This window comes from Belnapia sp. F-4-1 (genome assembly GCF_000802185.1).
GTDB lineage: Bacteria > Pseudomonadota > Alphaproteobacteria > Acetobacterales > Acetobacteraceae > Belnapia.
The window spans coordinates 2,543,011-2,563,587 of sequence record NZ_KN676113.1 but is presented as its reverse complement, the minus strand read 5'-3'; the positions used below and the strand labels follow the sequence as shown (position 1 = coordinate 2,563,587).

Here is a 20,577-nt window from a genome sequence, read left to right as displayed (position 1 = left end):
CGCGGCTCGAAGCCTTCAATCCCTCAAATCCCGGCAACGCCAAGGCCTTGAAAAGGCCTGCTTTCCAGGCCGGAATTGAGGAATTTAGGGGTTGATCCCGCCGAGCCGTGGCGTTGCCTCGGCCAGCGGCATGCCGGTGCTCAGGATTGGGCTTCCGCCTCGTGGATCGTGAGGCGCAGCCGGGCCATCGCGCTCCTGACACCTTCAGAACCCTGCGTTTTCTCGGCCACCGCGAGGATGCGCGTCAGCTGGTTGAGATACTCCGCCGAGTGAATTCCCTGGTGGATATGGGAGCCGTCGAGATTCACGGCCGATGAAGTGCCCGGAAGCCAGACTCCGTTCTCGGCACTGTCGATTCCGATATCGGCTCTCTCCAGGATCCCTCTGGCGGTGGTGGCCCCCTGGATGCGCTGGGGCACGATGTGATGGGCGTGATAGCCATGACCGGGCGGATAGACCCCGGCGGCGCGCAGTGCCGCGCCGAGTATCGCGCTGCCCCTGGGTGCCGAAATCCGGACATTGATGTCGTCGCGTATCGTCAGGCCTTCGGTATCGTCGTCCGGCCTTGCGCCGGCATTTCGGCCGGCCTGCGCCTCGGCGAAGATCTCGAGTATGTCCTGCCTGCGTATGTAATCAGGGCTTTTCGGCGCTTGAGCCATGTCCTGTCCGCCTCTGCTTCGAGCTGCCGGGGCAGCCGCATCGGAGAGACGCCCGACAACCTGCACCCGTGTGCAACCGGCCATGGAACGGGCCGGAGGCCTTCGGACGTCGCTCGCCACAGCGGTCGTATCTAGTTCAATCTGGCGGGTGATTGTCCAGACACATCCGGTACCGGCCGGATGGGCGGGCATGCCGGTGTTGCCCGCCCGTCCGGTGGATTGGGCATGGCTCAAGAATGGGCGGATAATCCTATACCGCCCGGCCCACCGAAGTCCAGCGGAAAGGTCAGCCGCGGTCGCCGAAGCCCTTGGGGTGGGCCGAGTGCCAGGCCCAGGCCGTACGGACGATGTCGTCGAGGGCGCCGAAGCGGGGGCTCCAGCCCGTCTCCTCGCGTAGCCGGGCGGAGGAGGCGACGAGCACCGCCGGGTCGCCGGGGCGGCGGGGGCCGAGACTATGGGGGACGGGGCGGCCGCTGATGCGCTCGACCGAGTCCATCACCTGCTTCACCGAGTAGCCTGTGCCGTTGCCGATGTTGAAGCGGCAGCTGCCGCGATCAAGCCGCGTCAGGGCGCGGAGATGGGCATCGGCCAGGTCCGTCACATGGACGTAGTCGCGGATGCAGGTGCCGTCCGGCGTCGGGTAGTCGGTGCCGAAGACCGTCAGCGGCGGGCGGGTGCCCATGGCGGCGCCGATGGCCAGCGGGATCAGGTGGGATTCGGGGTCGTGGTCCTCGCCGATGGTGCCCGAGGGGTCGGCGCCGGCGGCGTTGAAGTAGCGCAGCGAGGCGGAGCGCAGGCCATGGACCTTGTCGGCCCAGTCGAGGCCGCGCTCGACCATCAGCTTGCTTTCGCCATAGGCGGAGACGGGGGCGACCTCGGCCTCCTCGTCGATCGGGATCCGCTTGGGGAAACCGAAGAGGGCGGCGGTGGAGGAAAGCACGAAGCGGAGGCAGCCGGCCTTCACCGCCGCATCCGCCACGATCAGGCTGTTGGACAGGTTGTCGATGCAGTAGCGCAGCGGGTCCCGCATCGACTCGCCGACCAGGGAAAGGGCGGCGAAGTGGAGGACGGCGTCGAATGTCCAGCCAGCGAAGACATCCGCCACTTGGCGGCGGTCGGCGAGGTCGATGGAGACAAGCTTGACCGAGGGCGGCACCGCGGCGCGGTGGCCCTGGCGGAGGTCGTCGATGACGACGACCTCATCCCCACGGTCCACCAGCGCCTTGACCACATGGCTGCCGACATAGCCGGCGCCGCCCGTCACCAGATACCGACCACCCATCGAGGGCTTACTCCCGGAAGTAACCGCCATAGCGCGGGTGGTAGACCTCGGCATCCGCATAGCCGGAGCGGCCATGCACCTTGGCATCCACCTGCGTCAGCGCGGCGCCGATGACCCTGGCATGCGCTTCCTCGAGCAGGCCGAGGGAGTTGCGCACGACCGAGCGCGGCGTGTCGCGCCACTTTACGCAGAGCAATGTGGCATCGGCGAGGCGGGCCACGACGCGGGCATCGGCCATGGCGAGCGCCGGGGGCGCGTCCAGGATGATGAGGTCGTAGTCGCGCCGCACCCGGTCGAGCAGGCCGGCCATCGCCTCGGACATGAAGAGGCCGAGGGAATGGATCTCGGCCGCGCCGGCCGGGATGTAGTCGAGGCTGGAGAGGTGGTCGCGGCGGATGATCCGCTCCAGCAGGGCCTGGCCGAGCAGCAGGTCGGTCACGCCCGGCGCGCCCTCGCAGCGGAAGACCCGGCCGAGCGCCGGCTGGCGCACGTCGCAGTCGATCAGCAGCACGCGCTCGCCGTTCATCGCCGCCGAGCGGGCCAGCGCCACCGAGGTGGTGGTCTTGCCCTCGCCCGGCCGGGCGGCGGTGATGACCACGACCCGCGGCGGCTCCGAGCCCAGCCAGAGGGCGGCGCGCAGCGTGCGCATGCTCTCCGAGAAGGGGCTGAGCGGCTTGCGGACGACGTAGTCCTCCACCTTGTGGCGGCCGAGCAGGCCGCGCTTCAGCATCGGCACCAGCGCCAGGCAGGGCAGGCCGAGGGCCGAGCGGACCTCGTCGCCGGAGCGGATGGTGCTGTCGGCCTGTTCGAGGAACCAGATCACCAGCAGGCCGAAGAGGATGCCGAGGATCGTGGCGGCCGCGACGAAGAGCGGGATCTTCGGGAAGCTCGGCCGGCCGGGGACGGTGGCGGGCGAGAGGACGCGGGCGTCCGGCTTCTCGATCGCGGTCTGCGAGACGGTCTGCTGCGAGCGCTCGAGCACGGCGCGCAGCAGGCTGCGGGCGGCGTCGGCGTCGCGCTCCAGCGCGGCGACCTGGATCTCGGCGCCGGAGCTCTGGTTCAGCAGGCCTTCCTGCGTCTTCAGCGCATCCTCGAGGCTGGAAACGCGGGCACGGGCGGCACGGGCCTCCGCATCCAGCGCCTGGACCACGCGGCCGGTCTCGCCGGAGACGTTCCGCTCGGCTTCCGCAAGGCGGGAGCGGGCAGCGCGCACGTCCGGATGGTTGGAGCCAAGCGTCGCCTGCAGGCGCTCCACCTCGCGCCGCGCATCGTCCCGCGCGGCGCGGGAGCCGGTGAGGTTGGAGGCGCCGAGCGCGGTGAGGTCGGCGCCGCCGCCGCGCCGGGCGGCCGAAAGGCGGGCCTCGGCGGTGGCGAGCTGGTTGCGGGCGTCGATCAGGTCGGCGTTGATCTTGCTGACCTGCTCGGTGCCGAGGCCGGCGCTCACGCCGCGCGTCAGGCCGGAGCGGCTGCGCAGGTCGGCGATGCGGCTCTCGGTGGTCTGGAGCTCGCGGCGAAGCTGGGCGACGCGGCCGTCGAGCCAGTCATTCGCGCGGCGCACCGCGTTGAACTTCGACTCGAGCTGGTCGGAGATGTAGAGGTCCGCCGCCATGTTGGCGATGTCGGTCGAGAGCTGCGCCTCCTCGGTTGTGGCGGCGATGGTCAGCACACGCGAGTTGCGGACGACCGTGACGAGGATCTTGTCGCGCAGCCGCTCGGCTGCGGAGATCTCGGCGCGCTCAGCGCTCGGCCTCGGCACCGGCGCCTCGGGGGCGATCAGGTCGGCGAGGTCGGGCGAGAGCGTGGCGATGCGGCGCGCGATGCCGTCCTGGATGCGGTAAAGCAGCTCTTCCGGGCGCTTCGCCTCGCTCACCCACCAGGCGAACTCCTCGCGGTTCGTGAGGTCGAACTGCCGCACGATGCGGCGGGCGACGGAGAGGCTGCGGATGACGTCAACCTGGCTGGCGAGCACTGCATCCGTCGTCGTCTCGTCGCGCAGGATGCTCTGCAGTTCGGTCGCCTGGTAGTCGGTCGGCTCGAACATCACCGTGGACGTCGCGGTATACCGCGGCGTCAGCTCCTTCGCGGCGATGAAGGCGGCGATCGGAAACAGCAGGGCGCAGAGGAAGAGCACGAAGCGCCGGCGCCGGAGCGCCGCGAGCAACGCCGTGACCGTAAGGCCTTCCGGCTCGATCGGCGTGGCGACGGGCGCCGGCGTACGGAGCTGCGGCTTCCGCTCATTCGAGGGAGGCCGCGATTCTACCGGTCTGTCGAGCATAGGGGGTGTGTCTTCCCTTCGCGGCAATGGCTGCGGAGGCTTGGGCAATACGCGTTGGCGGAGAGGGGGGTCAATCAACGGGCGAGCGAACAAGGCCGCCTGGCGCAAACATCAGCGTGATGAACCATTAACGCAAGGAAACGCGAATGTGCCAATCGCGCGATGTCTGGCAGAGACAAGTCGCCTGATGCGGGTGTTGCCGCATGACGGCCATGTTCGCATGCGTCCCTGCCCGGGTCGATGACAAACCCGGGTCACGAAAGGAAAGCCAGACGATGCATTCTCGCCGCGTGTTCTCCCTGATGCTGCTTGGCGCCGTGGCGGCCTGCGCCTCGCCGGGCGCGAATCTGCCGCTGTTGCCGGACACGCCCCTCTCGGCCTACCGCATCGGGCCGGAAGACCAGCTGCGCGTCACCGTTTTCAACGACCCGCGCCTCACCGGCGATTTCCGCGTCGGCGACACGGGGACGATCGCGCTGCCGCTGATCGGCACGGTGCGCGCCGCAGGCCTGACCACCGCCGAGATCGAGCGCGCGGTCGAGAAGGAGATGCGGGACAAGAACCTGTTCCGCGACCCTTCGGCGGCGGTGCAGGTGATCACCTACCGCCCGGTCTTCGTGCTCGGGATGGTCGAGAAGGGCGGGCAGTTCCCGTACCAGCCGGGGATGACGGTGCTGACGGCGGTCGCCGTGGCGGGCGGGTTCAACTACCGCGCCATCCAGGACTACGTCTCCGTCACCCGCATCGGGCCGGACGGCAAGGCGATGGAGTACCGCGCAAGGCGGGACAGCCTGGTGCAGCCGGGCGACACCGTGACCGTCTTCGAGCGGCGCTTCTGATCTTCCGCACGAGGCACGCGGGGTCCTAGGCTCCGGCAAGCGTCCCGCGGCGGGGCTGCGGGACGCATCCTTGCGGTATGCTGCCGCGGGGTGCGGGGTCGGGACGATGCGGAGCTGGCGTTGGGGGTTGGTGATGCTGCTGGCGGCGCTTACGCCGGCGGCAGCGGAGAGGATCGATCAGCCGGCGCCCTGGGCGGCGGCGAAGGTGCCGGCGCCGGGGCCGGCGCGGATCATCGGCGGCACGGGCCTCGGCTGCATCGCCGGGGCGATGGCGCTGCCGGTGGAGGGGCCGGGATGGCAGGCCGTGCGGGTTTCGCGCAACCGGCATTGGGGACATCCAGCCCTGGTCCGCTTCGTCGAGCGTTTGGCGGCGGAGGCCCAGGGTCAAGGTTTTCCGGCGCTCTGGATCGGCGATATGGGGCAGCCGCGGGGCGGGCCCCTGCCCTATGGGCATGCAAGCCATCAGACGGGACTCGATGTCGATGTCTGGCTGGAGCTCTCGCCGAAGCCCGCGGTGCCGGCGGCGGCGCGGGAGGATATCAGTGTACCCTCGCTGGTTCTGCCGGATGAGAGCGGGGTCGACCTCCGCGTCTGGCGGCCGCGGCATGCGGCGCTGATCCGGCTGGCGGCGGAGCAGCCGGGAGTGGACCGGGTGCTGGTCAACCATGCGATCAAGCGGGAGCTGTGCCGGAGCGACGCGGGGGCGGCCTGGCTGCATCGCGTGCGGCCCTGGCGGGGGCATGACAGCCATATGCATGTGCGGCTGCGCTGCCCTGCCGGGCAGGCGGAGTGCCGCGAGCAGGCGGCGCCGCCGGCGGGCGATGGCTGCGACGCGTCGCTCGCCTGGTGGCTGACGCCGGAGGCCAGGCGGCCTGCGCCGCGGCCGCCGGGGCCGGCGCCGCAGATGCCGGCCGCCTGCGCGGGGGTGCTTGGCACCCCCTGAGCCTTACCAGCGGCGGATGGGACCGCAGTCGAGATGAACGAAGCCGTCGCGGCGGTAGAGGCCGACGCCGCCGAGCTGCATCTCGGCGGCGAGCCTCGCCATGCCGAGGCTTTCTCGGCCGACCAGGCGGACATCGGCGGCCATCCCCGACATGTGCAGGCTGGCGCGGGAAACGCGGCGGGATTCGCGGGCGCGGGCGGCATTGGTCTCCGGCGCGCGGTAGCCGCTGATGACCTGGTAGCCCTCGGTCGCCTCCATCTGCCGGGCGACGGCGGCGAGGACGTCGAAGAGGCGCGGGTCCATCGGCGTCGCCTCCTCCATGGAGGGGTCGCGGAGGAGCCAGTCGAGCTGTTGCAGGGCCTCGCGGTCGTAGCGGCCGTCGCGCCAGTAGGCGCCCTCGAAGCTCTCGCCGGTCTGCACGCGCTGGATGGCGAGGCTGCGGGGCGCGCCGCCGAGGACCTGGGCCGGGGAAACGGCGATCCCGGTGCAGGCGAGGCCGAGGCCGAGGGCGCCGCGGAAGAGGCCGCGGCGGGTGCAGCAGGAGCAGTCCATCAGCGGATGCCGGCGTTGGCGACCCGGCTGCGCCCGGCATCGAGTGCGCGGGCATAGGCTTCGTCCAGCCCGTAGATGTCGGGGCGGAGACGGACCTGGCCGCCCTCCACCCGCGCCGTGGTGTAGTGCAGACGGACGGGGATGCTGCGTGGCAGGGCGAGGCCGGTGGTGACGCGGCTGGCGAGCACGCGGTCGGCGCGGGCACGATCCCAGCCGGGGGCGCCTTGCAGCACCGCGTCCAGCAGCTCCATCGGCTTCTCCAGGCGGATGCAGCCTGAGGAGAAGGCCCGGTCGGGGCGGCGGAACAGGTGCCGATCGGGCGTGTCGTGCATGTAGATGTCCTCGGTATTCGGCATGATGAATTTGATGCGGCCGAGGGCGTTGATATCGCCGGCGTCCTGCCGGATGACATAAGGAAAACGTTGCGGATTGATCGTTGTCCAATTGATGGTGGTCGGGTCGACCTCCACCCGCTGGCCGTCGACATAGCTGTAGACGCGGAAGCCCTTCTCCATCATCGCGCGCGGGTCGCGGCGGAAGCGGGGCAGCAGGTCCTCGCGGGCGTTGCGCTCGGGCACGCCCCATTGCGGATTGAACTGCACGGCATTGAGCCGGACCTGGAGCATCGGCGTGGCGCGGGCGGGCTTGCCGACGATGACCGCCATCTCAAGGAGGGTCCGGTTGCCTTCCGACAGGGTGAACCACTGGAAGGGGATGTTGACCTCGATATGGCGCTCGGCTGGGGGCGGCGCGGCGGCGCGGCGCATGTCGAGGGCGACGCGGAGCTGGCGGACCGTCGCTTCGGCCGGGCGGTTGAGGGCGGCGAAGCTGAGGCGGCCGATGCGGCCATCGGCCTCCAGCCCCTCGCCGGCCTGGAAGCGGCGGACGGCGGCGACCAGCGGCTCGTCATAGGTGTCGCCGGCGCCGGGATTGGCGGCGAGCAGCGGGTCGGTCATCGCCAGGCGGGCGCGGAGCGCGGGGACGCGGAGCGGGTCGGTCGCGCCGGGCTCCAGCGCGTCCGTGCCGGGGGTGGGCGGCACCGGGGGGAAGCCGCCGGCAGCGACGCGGGCGCGGGCGGCGGCGAGCGCGCGCCTCAGCGCGGCGGCCTCCGGTGCGAGGAGGGCGGCGCGGTCGATCAGCGTGGCGGGGTCGGGCGAGGCCTGGAGTTGCGTCAGCCAGGGGCTGAGCGGCAGGGCGGCCGTGTCGCGCCGGAGGTCGGGGCGGTTGGGCAGGTCATGGACGCGGCCGTGCAGCAGGTCCGTCAGGACGGCGATGGAGGCGCGGAGCAGGCTGGCTTGCCAGGCGGCGGGGTCGCGCTCGGCCTCGGCATCGGCGGGGATGGCATAGGCGCGGGGGTCGAGCCCGTCCTCCTCCAGCCGGCGGAGGCGGTCGGCCAGGCGGAGCAGGGCTGGGCTGGGCGCAGCCTGGGCGACGACCATGGGCCCGGCCGGACGGGTGGCGAGGCCCGGGGTGGAGAAGATCGGGGCCGCGAGGGTCAGGCCGCCAAGGCAGGCCAGGAGGAGGATTGCGCGCACGCCGCCTAGTTACACATGCGCGCGGCAGCCCGCCAAGGCTTCCGCGCGCCGCGAGGTCGGTCCAGCCGAAGGGTCGCTCAACCGTGACGTGAGGACCTCACCCGAAGCCGGCCAGCACCGCCTTGCCGATGCTCCGCCCGCTCTCGACCAGTGTGTGCAGGGCGCGGAGGCTGGCGGCGTCGATGCGGCCGCCGTGATGGGTCATCGTCGTCCGCAGCGTGCCGGCATCGACCAGGCGGGAGACTTCCGCCAGCAGGCGGTGCTGCTCGGCCATGTCGGGCGTGCCGAAGAGGGAGCGGGTGAACATCAGCTCCCAGTGCAGGGAGACGCTCTTCCGCTTGAAGGGGACGATGTCGAGGCTCTGCGGGTCGTCGATGATGGCGACGTGGCCCTGGGGGGCGATGGCACGCTCGATGGCGGGCCAATGGCGGTCGGTCGCGATCAGGCTGGCGATATGGGTGACGGCGGGAAGGCCGATGGCGGCAAGGCCTTCGTCGAGCGGCTGGCGGTGGTCGATGACGTGGTGGGCGCCCATCGTGCGGCACCATTCGGTGGTCTCCGGGCGGGAGGCGGTGGCGATCACCGTCAGGCGGGTGAGCCGGCGGGCAATCTGCGTCAGGATGGAGCCGACGCCGCCGGCGCCGTTGACGATGAGGAGGCTCTGGCCTTCGCCGCCATCGCGGGGGATACCGAGGCGGTCGAAGAGCAGCTCCCAGGCGGTGATCGCCGTGAGCGGCAGGGCGGCCGCTTCGGCAAAGCCGAGGCTGCGTGGCTTGGGGCCCACGATGCGCTCGTCGACGAGCTGGTGGGTGGCGTTGCTGCCGGGGCGGTCGATGGCGCCGGCATAAAAGACCTGGTCGCCGGGGCGGAAGAGCGTCACCTCGGCGCCGACCGCCTCGACGGTGCCGGCGGCGTCGAAGCCGAGGATGCGGGCCCCGCCGGGGGGCGGGGCGGCGGCGGCGCGCTGCTTCACATCGACCGGGTTCACCGAGATGGCCTCGACGGCGACCAAGAGGTCGCGCGGGCCGGGGGTGGGTTTCGGCAGGTCGAGCTCGACCAGGGAGTTAGGGGCGGTGATGGGGGATGGGGTGCGGTAGCCGATGGCGAACATCGCCGGGTCTCCTCGATGGGGTGGCGGGAGGATGGGGCGTGGTGCCGCGGGGCGCGATACGGCATAATTCGGCACATAGTACCCGCTTGGATACCATCCCCGATGAAGCTGAAACGCTATGACTGCGCCCCCGGATGCCCGGTGGAGGCGGCGCTCGACCTGATCGACGGCAAGTGGAAGGGGGTGATCCTCTACCACCTGCTCGACGGCACGCTGCGCTTCAACGCGCTGCGGCGGAAGCTGGGCGGAGTGACGCAGCGGATGCTGGTGAAGCAGCTGCGGGAGCTGGAGGAAGCGGGGCTGGTGCTGCGGACCGTCTATGCCGAGGTGCCGCCACGGGTGGAGTACAGCCTCACCGCCGAGGGGCGCAGCCTGGAGCCGGTGCTGCTGGCGCTGATGCGCTGGGGCGAGGCCTGGATGGCGGCGCGGCAGATGCCGCAGGCGGCGGAGTAGGGGCGCGAGCCCCCTCCCCTGCCGGCAAGCTGCTGGCCGAAGCGGGCCGGGCGGCGTAGCCTGCGCCCCGGACCCGCAGAGAGAGTTCCCCCGATGTCGATGCCAACCCCCGTGGTCCGCCACACGCCCAATCAGAGTCGGCGCGTGCTGCTGCTGACCGGCGCCTCGCGCGGCATCGGCCATGCCACCGTCAAGGTCTTCTCGGCCGCCGGGTGGCGCGTCGTCACCGTCTCGCGCCAGCCCTTCCCCGAGGAATGCCCGTGGGAGATGGGGCCGGAGGACCACATCCAGGCCGATCTCTCGGATGCGGGCGACACGGTGCGGGCGATCGAGGAAATCCGCGAGCGGCTGATCCCCGATGGCGGGCGGCTGGACGCGCTGGTCAACAATGCCGGCATCTCGCCGAAGGGGGCGGACGGGGCGCGGCTTGGCACGATGGATACGGCGATCGACGACTGGAAATGGGTGTTCCAGGTGAATTTCTTTTCCTCGATCATGCTGGCGCGCGGGCTGGTGGAGGAGTTGCAGAAGACCAAGGGAGCGGTGGTGAACGTCACCTCCATCGCCGGGAGCAAGGTGCATCCCTTCGCCGGGGCAGCCTATGCGACCTCGAAGGCGGCGCTGATGTCGCTGACGCGCGAGATGGCGCACGACTTCGGGCCGCTCGGCATCCGGGTGAACGCGATCTCGCCGGGGGAGATCGACACCTCGATCCTGTCGCCGGGGACGGAGAAGATCGTCGAGGAGCAGATTCCGATGCGGCGCCTGGGCAAGCCGGCCGAGGTGGCGAAGGCGATCTACTTCCTGTGCTCGGATGCGTCGTCCTACGTCAACGGCGCCGAGATCCACATCAATGGCGGGCAGCACGTCTAGGAACCCCCAACGACGCCGCTGCCCGGCGCCGTGGGGGCCCTTCAGGGTCAGGCGTGCTTCACTACCTCGCCGCCTTTCATGATGAGCGGCATGTGGCGGCCCTGGGCGGTCAGCAGGCTGAGGTCCTGGAGCGGGTTGCCATCCACCGCGATGAGGTCGGCGCGGGCGCCGGGGGCGATGCAGCCGATCTCGCCTTCCATGCAAAGCAGCTTCGCGGCGATGTGGGTGGCGGAGGCGATGACCGACTGGGCCGGGAGGACGCGGCCGCGGATGACGAACTCCTCCGACTGGTGGCGGTGCATCGGGCCGAGCAGGTCCGTGCCATAGGCCATGGGCAGGCCGGCCTCGTGCATGATGGAGATGGATTCCATGCCGGAGAGGCGGACATCGTCGATCTTGCCGAGGGATTCGGTGCCGATGCCGAGCGCCTCCCCTTCCTCCGAGAGCTTGTCGTAGGTGACGAGGGTCGGGACGGCGATGGCGCCGCGCGAGGCGGCGAAGCGGGCGGTTTCGGCCTGGATGAGGTTGCAGTGCTCGAGCGAGCGGACGCCGCATTCGACGGCGCGGCGGATCGCCGCATCCGTGTAGAGATGGGCGGAGACGTAGGTGCCGGCGTTCTCCGCTTCCTCGACGACGGCCAGCAGCTCCTCGCGGGAGAAGCCGAGGAAGTGGATCGGGTCGGTCGGCGAGGCGACGCCGCCATTGGCCATGATCTTGATGAAGCGGGCGCCGGCCTTGATCTCCTCGCGGGCGGCCTGGCGGATGGCGGGGACGCCGTCGCAGAGCCGGCCGAGGGAGCCGAGACGGCGCTCGTAATGCGGCGGCGCGGCGTCGTAGCGGCCGCGGAAGTCGCAATGGCCGCCGGTCTGGCTCAGCGCCTTGCCGGCGATGACGAGGCGGGGCGCAAGCACCGTGCCCTCCTCGATGGCGGCGACCTGGCCGTGGTCGGCGCCGCCGACATCGCGGAGCGTGGTGAAGCCGCGCATCAGCATCTCGCCCATCAGGCGGATGGAGCGGGCCATGACCAGGCTGTCCGGCATGGTGGCGCAGCGGGCGAGGCTGGCATCGACGGCGACGACATGGACATGGGCGTCGATCAGGCCGGGCATCAGCACGCGGCCAGCGAGGTCGATGGTCTCGGCGCCGGCGGGGGCGCGGGCGGTTGTGGAGACCTCGCGGATGCGGCCGCCCTCGATCACCACGCCCTGGGGGTCGGTCGGCTCGGGGGCGGTGCCGTCGACGATGCGGGCCTGGGCGAGGAAGAGGCTGGGCATGGGGGCGTCCTGTCTGCGTCGGTTGGCGGCGACAGAAGGCCGGGGGAGTGGAAGATTCAAGCGGGTTTTTCGGTGTGCCGGGCGGCTGGATTTCGCGCGGCGGGCGGCTAAGGTCGGCGGACGGGAGAGGGGGGTTCGACATGGCGACCATGGCGCTGGCGACGCTGGTGCATCCGACCGGGTCGCATCCCGCCTCCTGGCTGCATCCTTCGGCGCATCCCGGGGCATCGATGGACATCGGCTATTACCGCGACATGGCGCAGCTGGCCGAGCGGGGGATGTTCGACCTCTTCTTCATCGCCGACACGCCGGCGGCTCGGACCAGCCAGCTCGAGGCCTATGCGCGCTTCCCGCTGTTCATGAACGTGTTCGAGCCGTTGACCCTGCTCTCGGCGCTGGCGGGGGCGACGACCTATATCGGCCTCGGCGGAACGGCGAGCACGAGTTTCTTCGAGCCGTACAACGTTGCCAGGCAATTCGCCTCGCTCGACCATATCAGCGGCGGGCGGGCGGCCTGGAATGTCGTCACCTCGGCGAACGACTTCGCGGCGCGGAATTTCGGCCTGGACAAGCTGCCGCCGCATGGGGACCGCTATGAGCGGGCGCGCGAGTTCGTCGATGTTGTCAGGAAGCTTTGGGATACGTGGGAGGACGGGGCCTTCCTGCGCGACCGGGAGAGCGGGTTGTTCTTCGACCCGGCGAAGCAGCATCCGGTGGCGCATGAGGGACGGCATTTCCGGGTGAACGGGGCGCTCAACATCGAGCGGGTGCCGCAGGGGCAGCCGGTGATCATCCAGGCGGGGGCCTCGGATACCGGGCGGGAATTCGCGGCGGAGACGGCGGAGCTGGTCTTCTCCTCCGACAGCACGCTGGAATCGGGGCAGCGCTTCTATGCCGACCTCAAGGGGCGGATGGCGCGGTACGGGCGGCCGCCGGAGGCGCTGAAGGTGCTGGCCGGGCTGCCGGCCATCGTCGCCGACAGCGAGCAGGAAGCGGAGGACATGTACCAGACGCTCCAGGCGCTCATCCATCCGGATGTGGGGCGGATGCGGCTGGGGATGGATCTGGAGGCGGACCTCTCGGGGCTGCCGCTGGACGAGCCGATACCCGCCGACCGCATTCCCAAATCGGCCAATCTGCACAAGGCGTATTTCGAGCATATCCTCGGGATGATCCGCGAGGGGCTCACGCTGCGGCAGCTCTACATGCGCTACGAGCGGGGCAACAAGACCATCCGCGGGACGCCGAAGCAGGTGGCGGACCATATGGAGGCGTGGTTCACCGGCGGGGCGGCGGACGGCTTCATGCTGACCTTCGGCCTGTTGCCGCTCGGCATGGCGGATTTCATCGAGAAGGTGGTGCCGGAGCTGCAGCGGCGTGGGCTGGTGAAGCGGGAATGGCGCGGGCGGACGCTCCGGGAGAATGTCGGGCTGGAGCGGCCGGCCTGGCGCCGGACCTAGCGCTTAACCTTCGGCTAGGGCCTGCATGTCCTCCAGCGCCTCGGCGAATTCCTGCATGAAGCCCTCGACGACGCTGCGGCAGGATTGCACGCCCTCCACCAGCCCGACGCCCTGGCCGACGAAGTAGCTGACCAGGGCGCGCGCCGCCGCGTTGCCGCCCTCAGCGGCCTGGGTGATGCGGGCCATGGCGGGCTCGCTGACGAGGCCCTGGAGCGGCATCGGCAGCGTCCCCGGGCTGCCGGGGTCCTCCCAGGCCTCGGTCCAGGCGGAGCGGAGCTGGCGGGCCGGCTTGCCGGTGCGGCCACGGGAGCGGACGGTGTCGCGCGAGCGGGCGGCGACCATCTTCTCGCGGAAGACGGGGGAGGTCTCGGCCTCGGCGGTCGCCAGCCAAACGGAGCCGGTCCAGACGCCGGCGGCGCCCATCGCCATGCAGCCGGCCATCTGGCGGCCGGTCATGATGCCGCCCGCCGCCAGCACGGGCGTGCCGCGCGCCGCGCGCAGCACTTCCGGCACGAGGACCATGGTGGAGACCTCGCCGCAATGGCCGCCGGCCTCGCCGCCCTGCGCGACCAGGATATCGACGCCGGCCTCGACCTGGCGCTCGGCATGCTCGCGGGCGCCGACGAGCGCGGCGCAGGGGATGCCGGCGGCGCGGGCGCGCTCCAGCATGGAGGCGGGCGGGACGCCGAGGGCATTGGCGATCAGCCGGATCGGGTGGCGGAAGGCGACCTCCATCAGCCGCTCGCCGCTTTCGTGCTGGTAGGGGGCCGGGCGGTCCGGGGCGCCGCGGTGGCAGTCGCCGACGGGGCCGTCCGGGTCGATGCCGTGGCGGCGCAGCAGATCCTGGACGAAGGCGCGGTGCTGCGGGGGGATCTGCGCCAGCAGCCCCGCGCTGCCGGTCTCGCCCTCGGTGCGGATGGCGAGGTTCTCGGGGATCAGCAGGTCGACGCCATAGGGACGGCCATCGACCTGCGCGTCGATCCAGCGGAGCGCCGTCTCCAGCTCCTCCGGCGTCATGCTCGCGGCGCCGAAGACGCCGAAGCCGCCGGCCTTGCTCACCGCCGCCACCACGTCGCGGCAATGGCTGAAGGCAAGCAGCGGGAAGCCGATGCCGAGCATGCGGCAGAGGCGGGTGTTCATGGTGGTTGTCCTCCCTGTTCGCCCCGGGCGGCTTGGGCCGCTCTTGGGGTGGCGGTTACTTGACGAGGCGCCACTGTACCAGCGTGTAGGGCGGCGTCGCCTCGTCATGGGGCTCGAAGACGGCCTCGACCTCGGCGCCGATCGTCACCTCCTGCATCGGGTCGCCGAGCAGGTTGCCGACCATGCGGATGCCATCGGCCTCCGGCAGCTCGACCAGGACGATGAGGTAGGGACCGTGGCCGTTCAGCGCCGGGTGCACCGGGTGGTGCGGGCGCTGCCAGCTGTAGATGCGGCCGCGCGGCGCCACCTCCGCCCAGCCGAGGTCGAAGGAGTGGCAGCGGTGGCAGATCCACTCCGGGCCCCACTGGTGCTTGCCGCAGCCGTTGCACTTCTGCACGACGAGGCGGTTGGCGCGGGTGCCTTCCCAATAGGGTTGGGCGATGGGCTCTTGGGCGGGGGCGGGCAGGCCTTCGGGGAGGTAGCGGGTGCTCACAGGGTGTCCTCCGTGCCGACGACCAGGCTGCTGACCGGCGTCACCATCGGCCCGCCGAGCACGGCGACGACCTTGGCGTCCTTCACCTGGTTGATCGCGGTGCCGCGCAACTGGCGCACCGCCTCGTTCACCATCTCGAGCCCGTGCATGTAGCATTCGGCGAGGTTGCCGCCCGAGGTGTTCATCGGCATCCGCCCTCCCCCGACCAGCAGGTTGTCGAGCACCAGCTGCTCGTTCGCCGTCTTCGGGTCGACGAAGCCGTGCTCGACGAGGCTCAGCAGCACGCCGCCGGTGAAGTTCTCGTAGGCCTGGACGACGTCGCAATCCCCTGGGCCGAGCTTGGCCATCTCCCACATGTTGCGCGCCACTGTCTTGAAATGGGCGGAGGCGTAGTCGGGCGCGTTGTGCACCGGGGCGGCGCTGCGGTGGTGGCCGCCCTGGGCGGCGCCGAGCAGGTAGACCGGCTTGTGGCGCAGGCCGCGGGCGCGGTCGGCGGGGACGACGAGCACGGCGCCGGCGCCGTCATTCTCCTGGCAGCAGTCGAACAAGCGGTGGAAGGGCTCGATGATCCAGCGCGAGGCGTCGTACTTCTCCTCGCTCAGCGGCCGGCCGCGCATCACCGCGTTCGGGTTGCTCTGGGCGTGGTGGTAGGAGGCCATGGCGATGGCCCGCAGCGCCTCGTGCCGAATGCCGTGCTCGGTCATGAAGCGGGTGATCTTCATGGCGAAGCGCTGGGCGGGGGACATCAGCCCGTAGGGGGCAAGGAAGGCGTCGTCGCCGCCGATGGCCGCCGACTGGTTGCCGCGGCCGTAGCGGGCGAACTGGCCCTGAGCCAGCGAGCGGAAGGCGATGACGCAGTTCGCCATGCCGGAATGCACCGCCGCCCCGGCATTGGCGACCGCCGCCGCGACACCGCCGCCGCCGCCGCCCCAATGCATGTTGGAGAAGCGCAGCTCCCGGATGCCGAGGGCGGCGGCGAGGCGCGGGCCGTCCGAGCGGTCGCCGCCATAGGAGGCGAAGCCGTCCACGTCCCGCGGGTCGACGCCGGCGTCGCGGCAGGCATTGACGATGGCCTGCAGCGCCAGCTTGAACTCGGCGTCCGGCGACTGGCCGTGCTTGTAGTAGGTCGTCTCGCCGATCCCGGCGATCGCGACCTTGCCGCGCAATGTGCGCTCGCTCATGCCGGCATCCCTCCCTCGATTGTTCGCTTGCTTATGGTAAGCATGGCTATCTTGTGCATGCCGGAACGGCGTGGACAAGCCCGCATTGGGGAGGCTGAGATGACCGAGTTCGACCCGGCCCGGCACCGGATGGTGGCGGAGCAGCGCTGGTTCGAGGACTTCGCCATCGGCGAGCGCTTCGTCCTGCCGAGCCGGACGATGACGGAGGCGATCTTCCTCGCCTTCCAGGCGGCGAGCGGCGACAACCATCCGGTCCACTACGACGCCGAGTACTGCCGGGCGCGCGGCATGCCGCATATGCTGGCGCACGGGTTGCAGACGCTGATCCAGACGGCGCCGGGGGCGGGGCTCTTCCCCTTCCTGGTCGAGGAGTCGTTGGTCGGCTTCCTGGAGCAGTCGAGCCGCTTCCTGAAGCCGGTCTTCGCCGGCGATACGCTCTACCCGGCGCTCGCGGTGGCGGAGCTGGCGCCGCGGCGGACGACCGGTGTCGTCGGATTGGCGAGCACGGTGCACAACCAGCGGCGGGAGCTGGTGCTGGAGGGGGCGATGCGCTTCGTCATCCGCAAGCGGGGCGCGGTAGCAGGCCCCGGTTGATCATCGCCCAGCGGATATGGGCGAGCACGGCGGCCAGCGCCTCCGGCAGCGGGCGGGCGTCAAGCAGCGCCTCCAGCGGCAGGGGCGGCAGGCGGTCGCCGAGGTCGAAGAGTTGGTCGCAGAGGGATGCCTTCTCCTCCTCCGGCAGGGCCGAAAGGGTCACGCCGCGCATGGCGTCGCAGAGCAGCGGGTGGAGCTTGCGCTCGCGGCTGGAAGGGACGGCGGGCAGCGGGGCGAGGTGCGGGGCGCCGATCAGGGCGAGGAAGCCGGGCAGGACCGAGCCGCCATGCGGGGCGCAGACCGCCTCGTAGTCGTGGAAGGCGCAGGCCCTGGGGCCGAAGGCCTGGCGCCAGACCTGGGTACGGCGCTCGAAATCCGCCGAGAGCAGGTTGTCGGCATCGCCGAGGAAATGCGTGAGGGGACGTGCCTCGCCGCCCATCTGCACCTCGTGGCGCCAGCGCGAAAGCAGGAAGGCCAGCGGCTCGCGCACCAAGCCGATCACCCTTGGCGCATAGGGGCGGAGGAAGGCGGCCAACTCGGCGAGCGGCTCCGGGTTGAAGTCGAGGCGGCAGAATTCCTCGCTGCTCAGCAGGATGGTGCGGCCTGCGGCCTGGGCGGCGTCCAGTTGCGGGCGGTAGTGGGCCTCGACCTCCGCGCGGGTATAGGGGCGGTCCTGCCAGGGGTAGTCGCGGCCCTCGAAGCCCCAGGCGAGGTCCGGGTGGCCGAGCCAGCCGCTTAGCCCGGCGGGGATGTCGATGCCGACCTCGGCGAGGTGCGGGGCGATGTGGGGCAGCGCCTCCTGGATCGCGGTGGAGCCGGTCTTGTGGTAGCCGATATGCAGCAGGACGGTCATGGCGCGGCGAGCCGGGCCAGGACGACGTCGGCGAGCGCCTCCGCCGTGGTTCCGGGGGTGCTGCGCAGCACGAGGTCGGGCGCCTCCGGCGGCTCGTAGGCGCTGCCGATCCCGGTGAAATTGGGAATCTCGCCGGCGAGGGCCTTGGCGTAGAGGCCCTTGGGGTCGCGCTGGATGCAGTCCGCGAGCGGCGCATCGACGAAGACCTCGAGGAAGCCGCCGGGCGGCAGCATCTCGCGCACCATCCGCCGGTCGGCGCGGAAGGGCGAGATGAAGGCGCAGATGGCGATCAGCCCGGCCTCGGCGAGGAGCTTCGCCGCCTCGCCGGCGCGGCGGATGTTCTCCACCCGGTCGGCTTCGGTGAAGCCGAGGTCGCGGTTGAGGCCGTGGCGGAGGTTGTCGCCGTCGAGCAGCATGGTGGCGCGGCCTTCGGCGTGCAGGCGCTGCTCCACGAGGCGGGCGATGGTGGACTTGCCAGAGCCGGAGAGGCCGGTGAACCAGAGGACGCGGGGCGACTGGCCGAGCAACGCGGCGCGGGCGGCGGGCGTCACCAGCCCGGCCTGGCGGTGGATGTTGCTGGCGCGGCGGAGGGCGTGGCGGATCATGCCGGCGCCGACCGTGCGGTTGCTGGCGCGGTCGACCAGGATGAGGCCGCCGGTCGGGCGGCATTCGGCGTAGGGGTCGAAGGCAAGCGGCTGCAAGGTGGAGAGGTTGGCGAGGACGACCTCGTTCATCGCCGCGCTGTCGGCCGGCTCCGTGGTGCCGGTCGCGATGTCGAGGCGGTGGCGGATGCGGGTGACGGTGCAGGGCGTCCAGGCGGTGCCGGCGCGCAGCAGGTATTCGCGGCCGGGGAGCAGCGGCTCGGCGTCGAACCAGACGAGGTCGGCGGCGAATTGGGCCGAGACGGTCGGCCGCCGGTCGGGCGAGGCGAGCAGGTCGCCGCGGGTGGCGTCGATCTCCTCGGCGAGGAGAAGGGTGACGGCCTCGCCGGCCTCGGCTTGCTCGCGCTCGCCATCCGGGCCGAGGATGCGGGCGATGCGGCTGGTGGCGCCGGTGGCGGCGACGGTGACGGCATCGCCGCGGCGCCAGGTGCCGGCGGCGACGGTGCCGCAGAGGCCGCGGAACTCGGGCGAGGCGCGGTTGACCCATTGCACCGGCAGGCGGGGCGGCGCGGCGAGCTCCGGGCGTTGGAGGGGCAGGTCCTCGAGCAGGGTCAGCAGCGGCGGGCCGTCATGCCAGGGCATGGCGGCGGAGGCGGTGGTGACGTTGTCGCCGTCGCGGGCCGAGATCGGCACCGCGGTCGCGGAGCGGAAGCCGAGGCCGGTGGCGAGGCCAGCGAACTCGGCGGCGATGCGGCGGAAGGTGGCTTCGTCGAAGCCGACGAGGTCCATCTTGTTGACGGCGAGCACGAGGTCGCGGATGCCGAGCAGGGCGCAGATCGTCGCGTGGCGGCGGGTCTGCAGCAGCAGGCCCTTCCGGGCATCTGCGAGCAGCACGGCGGCGTCGCAGCCGCTGGCGCCGGTCGCCATGTTGCGGGTGTACTGCTCGTGGCCCGGCGTGTCGGCGACAAGGAAGCTGCGGCGGGCGGTGGCGAAGCTTCGGTAGGCGACGTCGATGGTGATGCCCTGGGCGCGCTCGGCCTCCAGCCCATCGACCAGCAGGGCGAGGTCGGGCGCGGTGCCGGTGGTGCCGAAGCGGCGGCTGTCGCGGGCGAGGGCGGCCCGCGTGTCGTCCATCACCTGGCCGGTTTCCCAGAGCAGGCGGCCGATGAGGCTCGACTTGCCGTCATCGACGGAGCCGCAGGCAAGGAAGCGGAGCGTCTCGCGCGTGCTGGGCGTGGCGGCGTCGAAGGCCATCAGAAATACCCCTCGCGCTTCTTGCGCTCCATCGAGGCCTCCTCGTCACCGTCGATCAGGCGGCCCTGGCGCTCGCTGGTGCTGGCGGCGCGCATCTCGGCGATGATGGCGGGGAGCGTCGTCGCGGTGCTCTCGACGGCGCCGGAGAGCGGGTAGCAGCCGAGGGTGCGGAAGCGGACGGAGCGCCATTCCGGCTGCTCGCCGGGGGCGAGGGGCAGGCGGGCGTCATCCACCATGATCCAGGTGCCGGCGCGGCGGACCACGGGGCGGGGGGCCGCGAAGTAGAGCGGGACGACGGGGATGCGCTCGGCCTCGATGTAGTCCCAGACGTCCAGCTCGGTCCAGTTGGAGAGGGGGAAGACGCGCATGCTCTCGCCTTCGGCGAGGCGGGTGTTGAACAGGCTCCACAGCTCCGGGCGCTGGTCGCGCGGGTCCCAGGCATGGCCGGGGCCGCGATGGGAGAAGATGCGTTCCTTGGCGCGGCTGCGCTCCTCGTCGCGGCGGGCGCCGCCGAGGGCGGCGTCGAAGCCGTGGGCGTCGAGCGCCTGGCGCAGCGCCTCGGTCTTCATCACTCGGGTGTGGAGGGCGGAGCCGCCCGCGATGGGGTCGATGCCGCGGCGGACACCCTCCGCGTTGGTGTGGACGATGAGGTCGAGGCCGTGCTCGCGTGCGGTATGGTCGCGGAAGGCGATCATCTCGCGGAACTTCCAGCCGGTGTCGACATGCAGCAGCGGCATCGGCAGGCGCGCGGGGGCGCAGGCCTTCTGCGCCAGGTGCAGGAGGACGCTGCTGTCCTTGCCGATGGAGTAGAGCAGCACCGGGCGGCGGAAGGCGGCGAAGCACTCGCGGATGATGCCGATCGCCTCGGATTCGAGGCGGCGGAGGTGGGCGGTGAGGCCGGCCGTGGCAAGTTGCGTCGGCATGGATTGTTATCCGCGAGGGAGACTCGGGTCAGAGCGGTTTCTGCACCAGGCCGAAGCCGCAGCCATCCTTGTAGGTCAGGCGGTTCGGGCTGCCGGCGGCGCCGGGCCCGGCTTCGCCGACGAAATTGTTCAGCAGGATCATGTTGCGTCCGGCGCCCCATTCGCGCGCGGCGCGCAGCACGCCGCCCTCGCCGCTGCGGTCGAATTCCTGCGCGAAGGCGCTGGTGTCGTGCAGGCTCAGCAGGCCGCCGGGCGCCAGCCGGTCGTACCAGAGGTCGAGC

The 20,577-nt window shown here is 71.2% G+C and carries 20 protein-coding genes; 6 read left to right on the top strand and 14 right to left on the bottom strand.

Annotation, left to right across the window (positions count from 1 at the left end):
• Positions 1–140 precede the first annotated feature (140 nt).
• The 3 genes from LH62_RS12100 to LH62_RS12090 all read right to left on the bottom strand — a co-directional run bounded on the left by LH62_RS12100 (position 141) and on the right by LH62_RS12090 (position 4,216).
• Positions 141–659 (bottom strand): AHH domain-containing protein, encoded by a 519-nt coding sequence (locus LH62_RS12100; protein ID WP_043361562.1) that lies wholly within the window; start codon positions 657–659, stop codon positions 141–143.
• Positions 660–945: 286 nt separating this feature from the next.
• The gene (gene galE / locus LH62_RS12095) at positions 946–1,941 is read right to left on the bottom strand and encodes a UDP-glucose 4-epimerase GalE (RefSeq protein WP_043361560.1); all 996 of its coding nucleotides are present in this window, start codon (positions 1,939–1,941) and stop codon (positions 946–948) included.
• A gap of 7 nt (positions 1,942–1,948) precedes the next feature.
• Complete coding sequence (locus LH62_RS12090; RefSeq protein ID WP_043361559.1) at positions 1,949–4,216, bottom strand: polysaccharide biosynthesis tyrosine autokinase; 2,268 nt, start codon at positions 4,214–4,216, stop codon at positions 1,949–1,951.
• A gap of 275 nt (positions 4,217–4,491) precedes the next feature.
• Between LH62_RS12090 and LH62_RS12085 the strand changes: the two genes are divergently transcribed.
• Positions 4,492–5,055: a polysaccharide biosynthesis/export family protein gene (locus LH62_RS12085; RefSeq protein WP_043361557.1), complete on the top strand. Its 564-nt coding sequence runs from the start codon at positions 4,492–4,494 to the stop codon at positions 5,053–5,055.
• A gap of 106 nt (positions 5,056–5,161) precedes the next feature.
• Positions 5,162–5,998 (top strand): penicillin-insensitive murein endopeptidase, encoded by an 837-nt coding sequence (gene mepA, locus LH62_RS12080; RefSeq protein ID WP_082012527.1) that lies wholly within the window; start codon positions 5,162–5,164, stop codon positions 5,996–5,998.
• A 3-nt stretch (positions 5,999–6,001) separates the two neighbouring features.
• On the opposite strand, the gene LH62_RS12075 is transcribed toward mepA, so the two are convergent.
• The 3 genes from LH62_RS12075 to LH62_RS12065 form a co-directional block, all read right to left on the bottom strand.
• Entirely contained in the window at positions 6,002–6,550 is a 549-nt protein-coding gene (locus tag LH62_RS12075) for a DUF882 domain-containing protein (protein WP_043361555.1), read from the bottom strand.
• Positions 6,550–8,085, bottom strand: a complete 1,536-nt coding sequence (locus LH62_RS12070; protein ID WP_043361553.1) for a murein L,D-transpeptidase — start codon at positions 8,083–8,085, stop codon at positions 6,550–6,552. Before LH62_RS12070 ends, LH62_RS12075 begins: the two co-directional genes overlap by 1 nt.
• Positions 8,086–8,182: 97 nt before the next feature.
• Positions 8,183–9,196, bottom strand: coding sequence for a zinc-binding alcohol dehydrogenase family protein (locus tag LH62_RS12065; protein ID WP_043361551.1), 1,014 nt, complete (start codon positions 9,194–9,196; stop codon positions 8,183–8,185).
• 102 nt (positions 9,197–9,298) lie between these two features.
• On the opposite strand from LH62_RS12065, the gene LH62_RS12060 reads away from it, so the two are divergent.
• Positions 9,299–9,649 (top strand): helix-turn-helix domain-containing protein, encoded by a 351-nt coding sequence (locus LH62_RS12060; RefSeq protein ID WP_043361549.1) that lies wholly within the window; start codon positions 9,299–9,301, stop codon positions 9,647–9,649.
• 93 nt (positions 9,650–9,742) lie between these two features.
• Entirely contained in the window at positions 9,743–10,522 is a 780-nt protein-coding gene (locus tag LH62_RS12055; RefSeq protein ID WP_144404467.1) for an SDR family NAD(P)-dependent oxidoreductase, read from the top strand.
• Positions 10,523–10,569: 47 nt separating this feature from the next.
• Here LH62_RS12055 and LH62_RS12050 read toward each other — a convergent pair whose 3' ends face one another.
• Complete coding sequence (locus LH62_RS12050; RefSeq protein ID WP_043361546.1) at positions 10,570–11,796, bottom strand: amidohydrolase family protein; 1,227 nt, start codon at positions 11,794–11,796, stop codon at positions 10,570–10,572.
• A gap of 140 nt (positions 11,797–11,936) precedes the next feature.
• On the opposite strand from LH62_RS12050, the gene LH62_RS12045 reads away from it, so the two are divergent.
• On the top strand, positions 11,937–13,256 hold the full coding sequence (locus tag LH62_RS12045) for an LLM class flavin-dependent oxidoreductase (protein ID WP_201445483.1): 1,320 nt from the start codon (positions 11,937–11,939) through the stop codon (positions 13,254–13,256).
• A 3-nt stretch (positions 13,257–13,259) separates the two neighbouring features.
• On the opposite strand, the gene LH62_RS12040 is transcribed toward LH62_RS12045, so the two are convergent.
• Genes LH62_RS12040 through LH62_RS31500 form a run of 3 tightly spaced genes read right to left on the bottom strand, consistent with a single transcriptional unit; the run spans position 13,260 to position 16,070 of the window.
• Positions 13,260–14,396: a nitronate monooxygenase family protein gene (locus LH62_RS12040; RefSeq protein ID WP_043361542.1), complete on the bottom strand. Its 1,137-nt coding sequence runs from the start codon at positions 14,394–14,396 to the stop codon at positions 13,260–13,262.
• Positions 14,397–14,451: 55 nt separating this feature from the next.
• A complete protein-coding gene (locus LH62_RS12035; RefSeq protein WP_201445482.1) occupies positions 14,452–14,889 on the bottom strand; it encodes a Zn-ribbon domain-containing OB-fold protein in 438 nt (145 codons plus the stop codon).
• A complete protein-coding gene (locus tag LH62_RS31500; RefSeq protein WP_043361539.1) occupies positions 14,886–16,070 on the bottom strand; it encodes a thiolase C-terminal domain-containing protein in 1,185 nt (394 codons plus the stop codon). The genes LH62_RS12035 and LH62_RS31500 overlap by 4 nt, the downstream gene beginning before the upstream one ends.
• A gap of 99 nt (positions 16,071–16,169) precedes the next feature.
• On the opposite strand from LH62_RS31500, the gene LH62_RS12025 reads away from it, so the two are divergent.
• On the top strand, positions 16,170–16,664 hold the full coding sequence (locus LH62_RS12025; RefSeq protein ID WP_043361537.1) for a MaoC family dehydratase: 495 nt from the start codon (positions 16,170–16,172) through the stop codon (positions 16,662–16,664).
• On the opposite strand, the gene LH62_RS12020 is transcribed toward LH62_RS12025, so the two are convergent.
• The 4 genes from LH62_RS12020 to LH62_RS31495 all read right to left on the bottom strand — a co-directional run.
• Positions 16,627–17,517, bottom strand: a complete 891-nt coding sequence (locus LH62_RS12020) for a hypothetical protein (protein WP_043361534.1) — start codon at positions 17,515–17,517, stop codon at positions 16,627–16,629. The genes LH62_RS12025 and LH62_RS12020 overlap by 38 nt on opposite strands.
• On the bottom strand, positions 17,514–19,373 hold the full coding sequence (gene cysC, locus LH62_RS12015) for an adenylyl-sulfate kinase (protein ID WP_043361532.1): 1,860 nt from the start codon (positions 19,371–19,373) through the stop codon (positions 17,514–17,516). The genes LH62_RS12020 and cysC overlap by 4 nt, the downstream gene beginning before the upstream one ends.
• Positions 19,373–20,296: a sulfate adenylyltransferase subunit CysD gene (gene cysD, locus LH62_RS12010; protein ID WP_043361529.1), complete on the bottom strand. Its 924-nt coding sequence runs from the start codon at positions 20,294–20,296 to the stop codon at positions 19,373–19,375. The genes cysC and cysD overlap by 1 nt, the downstream gene beginning before the upstream one ends.
• 28 nt (positions 20,297–20,324) lie before the next feature.
• On the bottom strand, positions 20,325–20,577 hold a 253-nt coding region (locus LH62_RS31495), incomplete at its 5' end, for a hypothetical protein (RefSeq protein ID WP_201445481.1).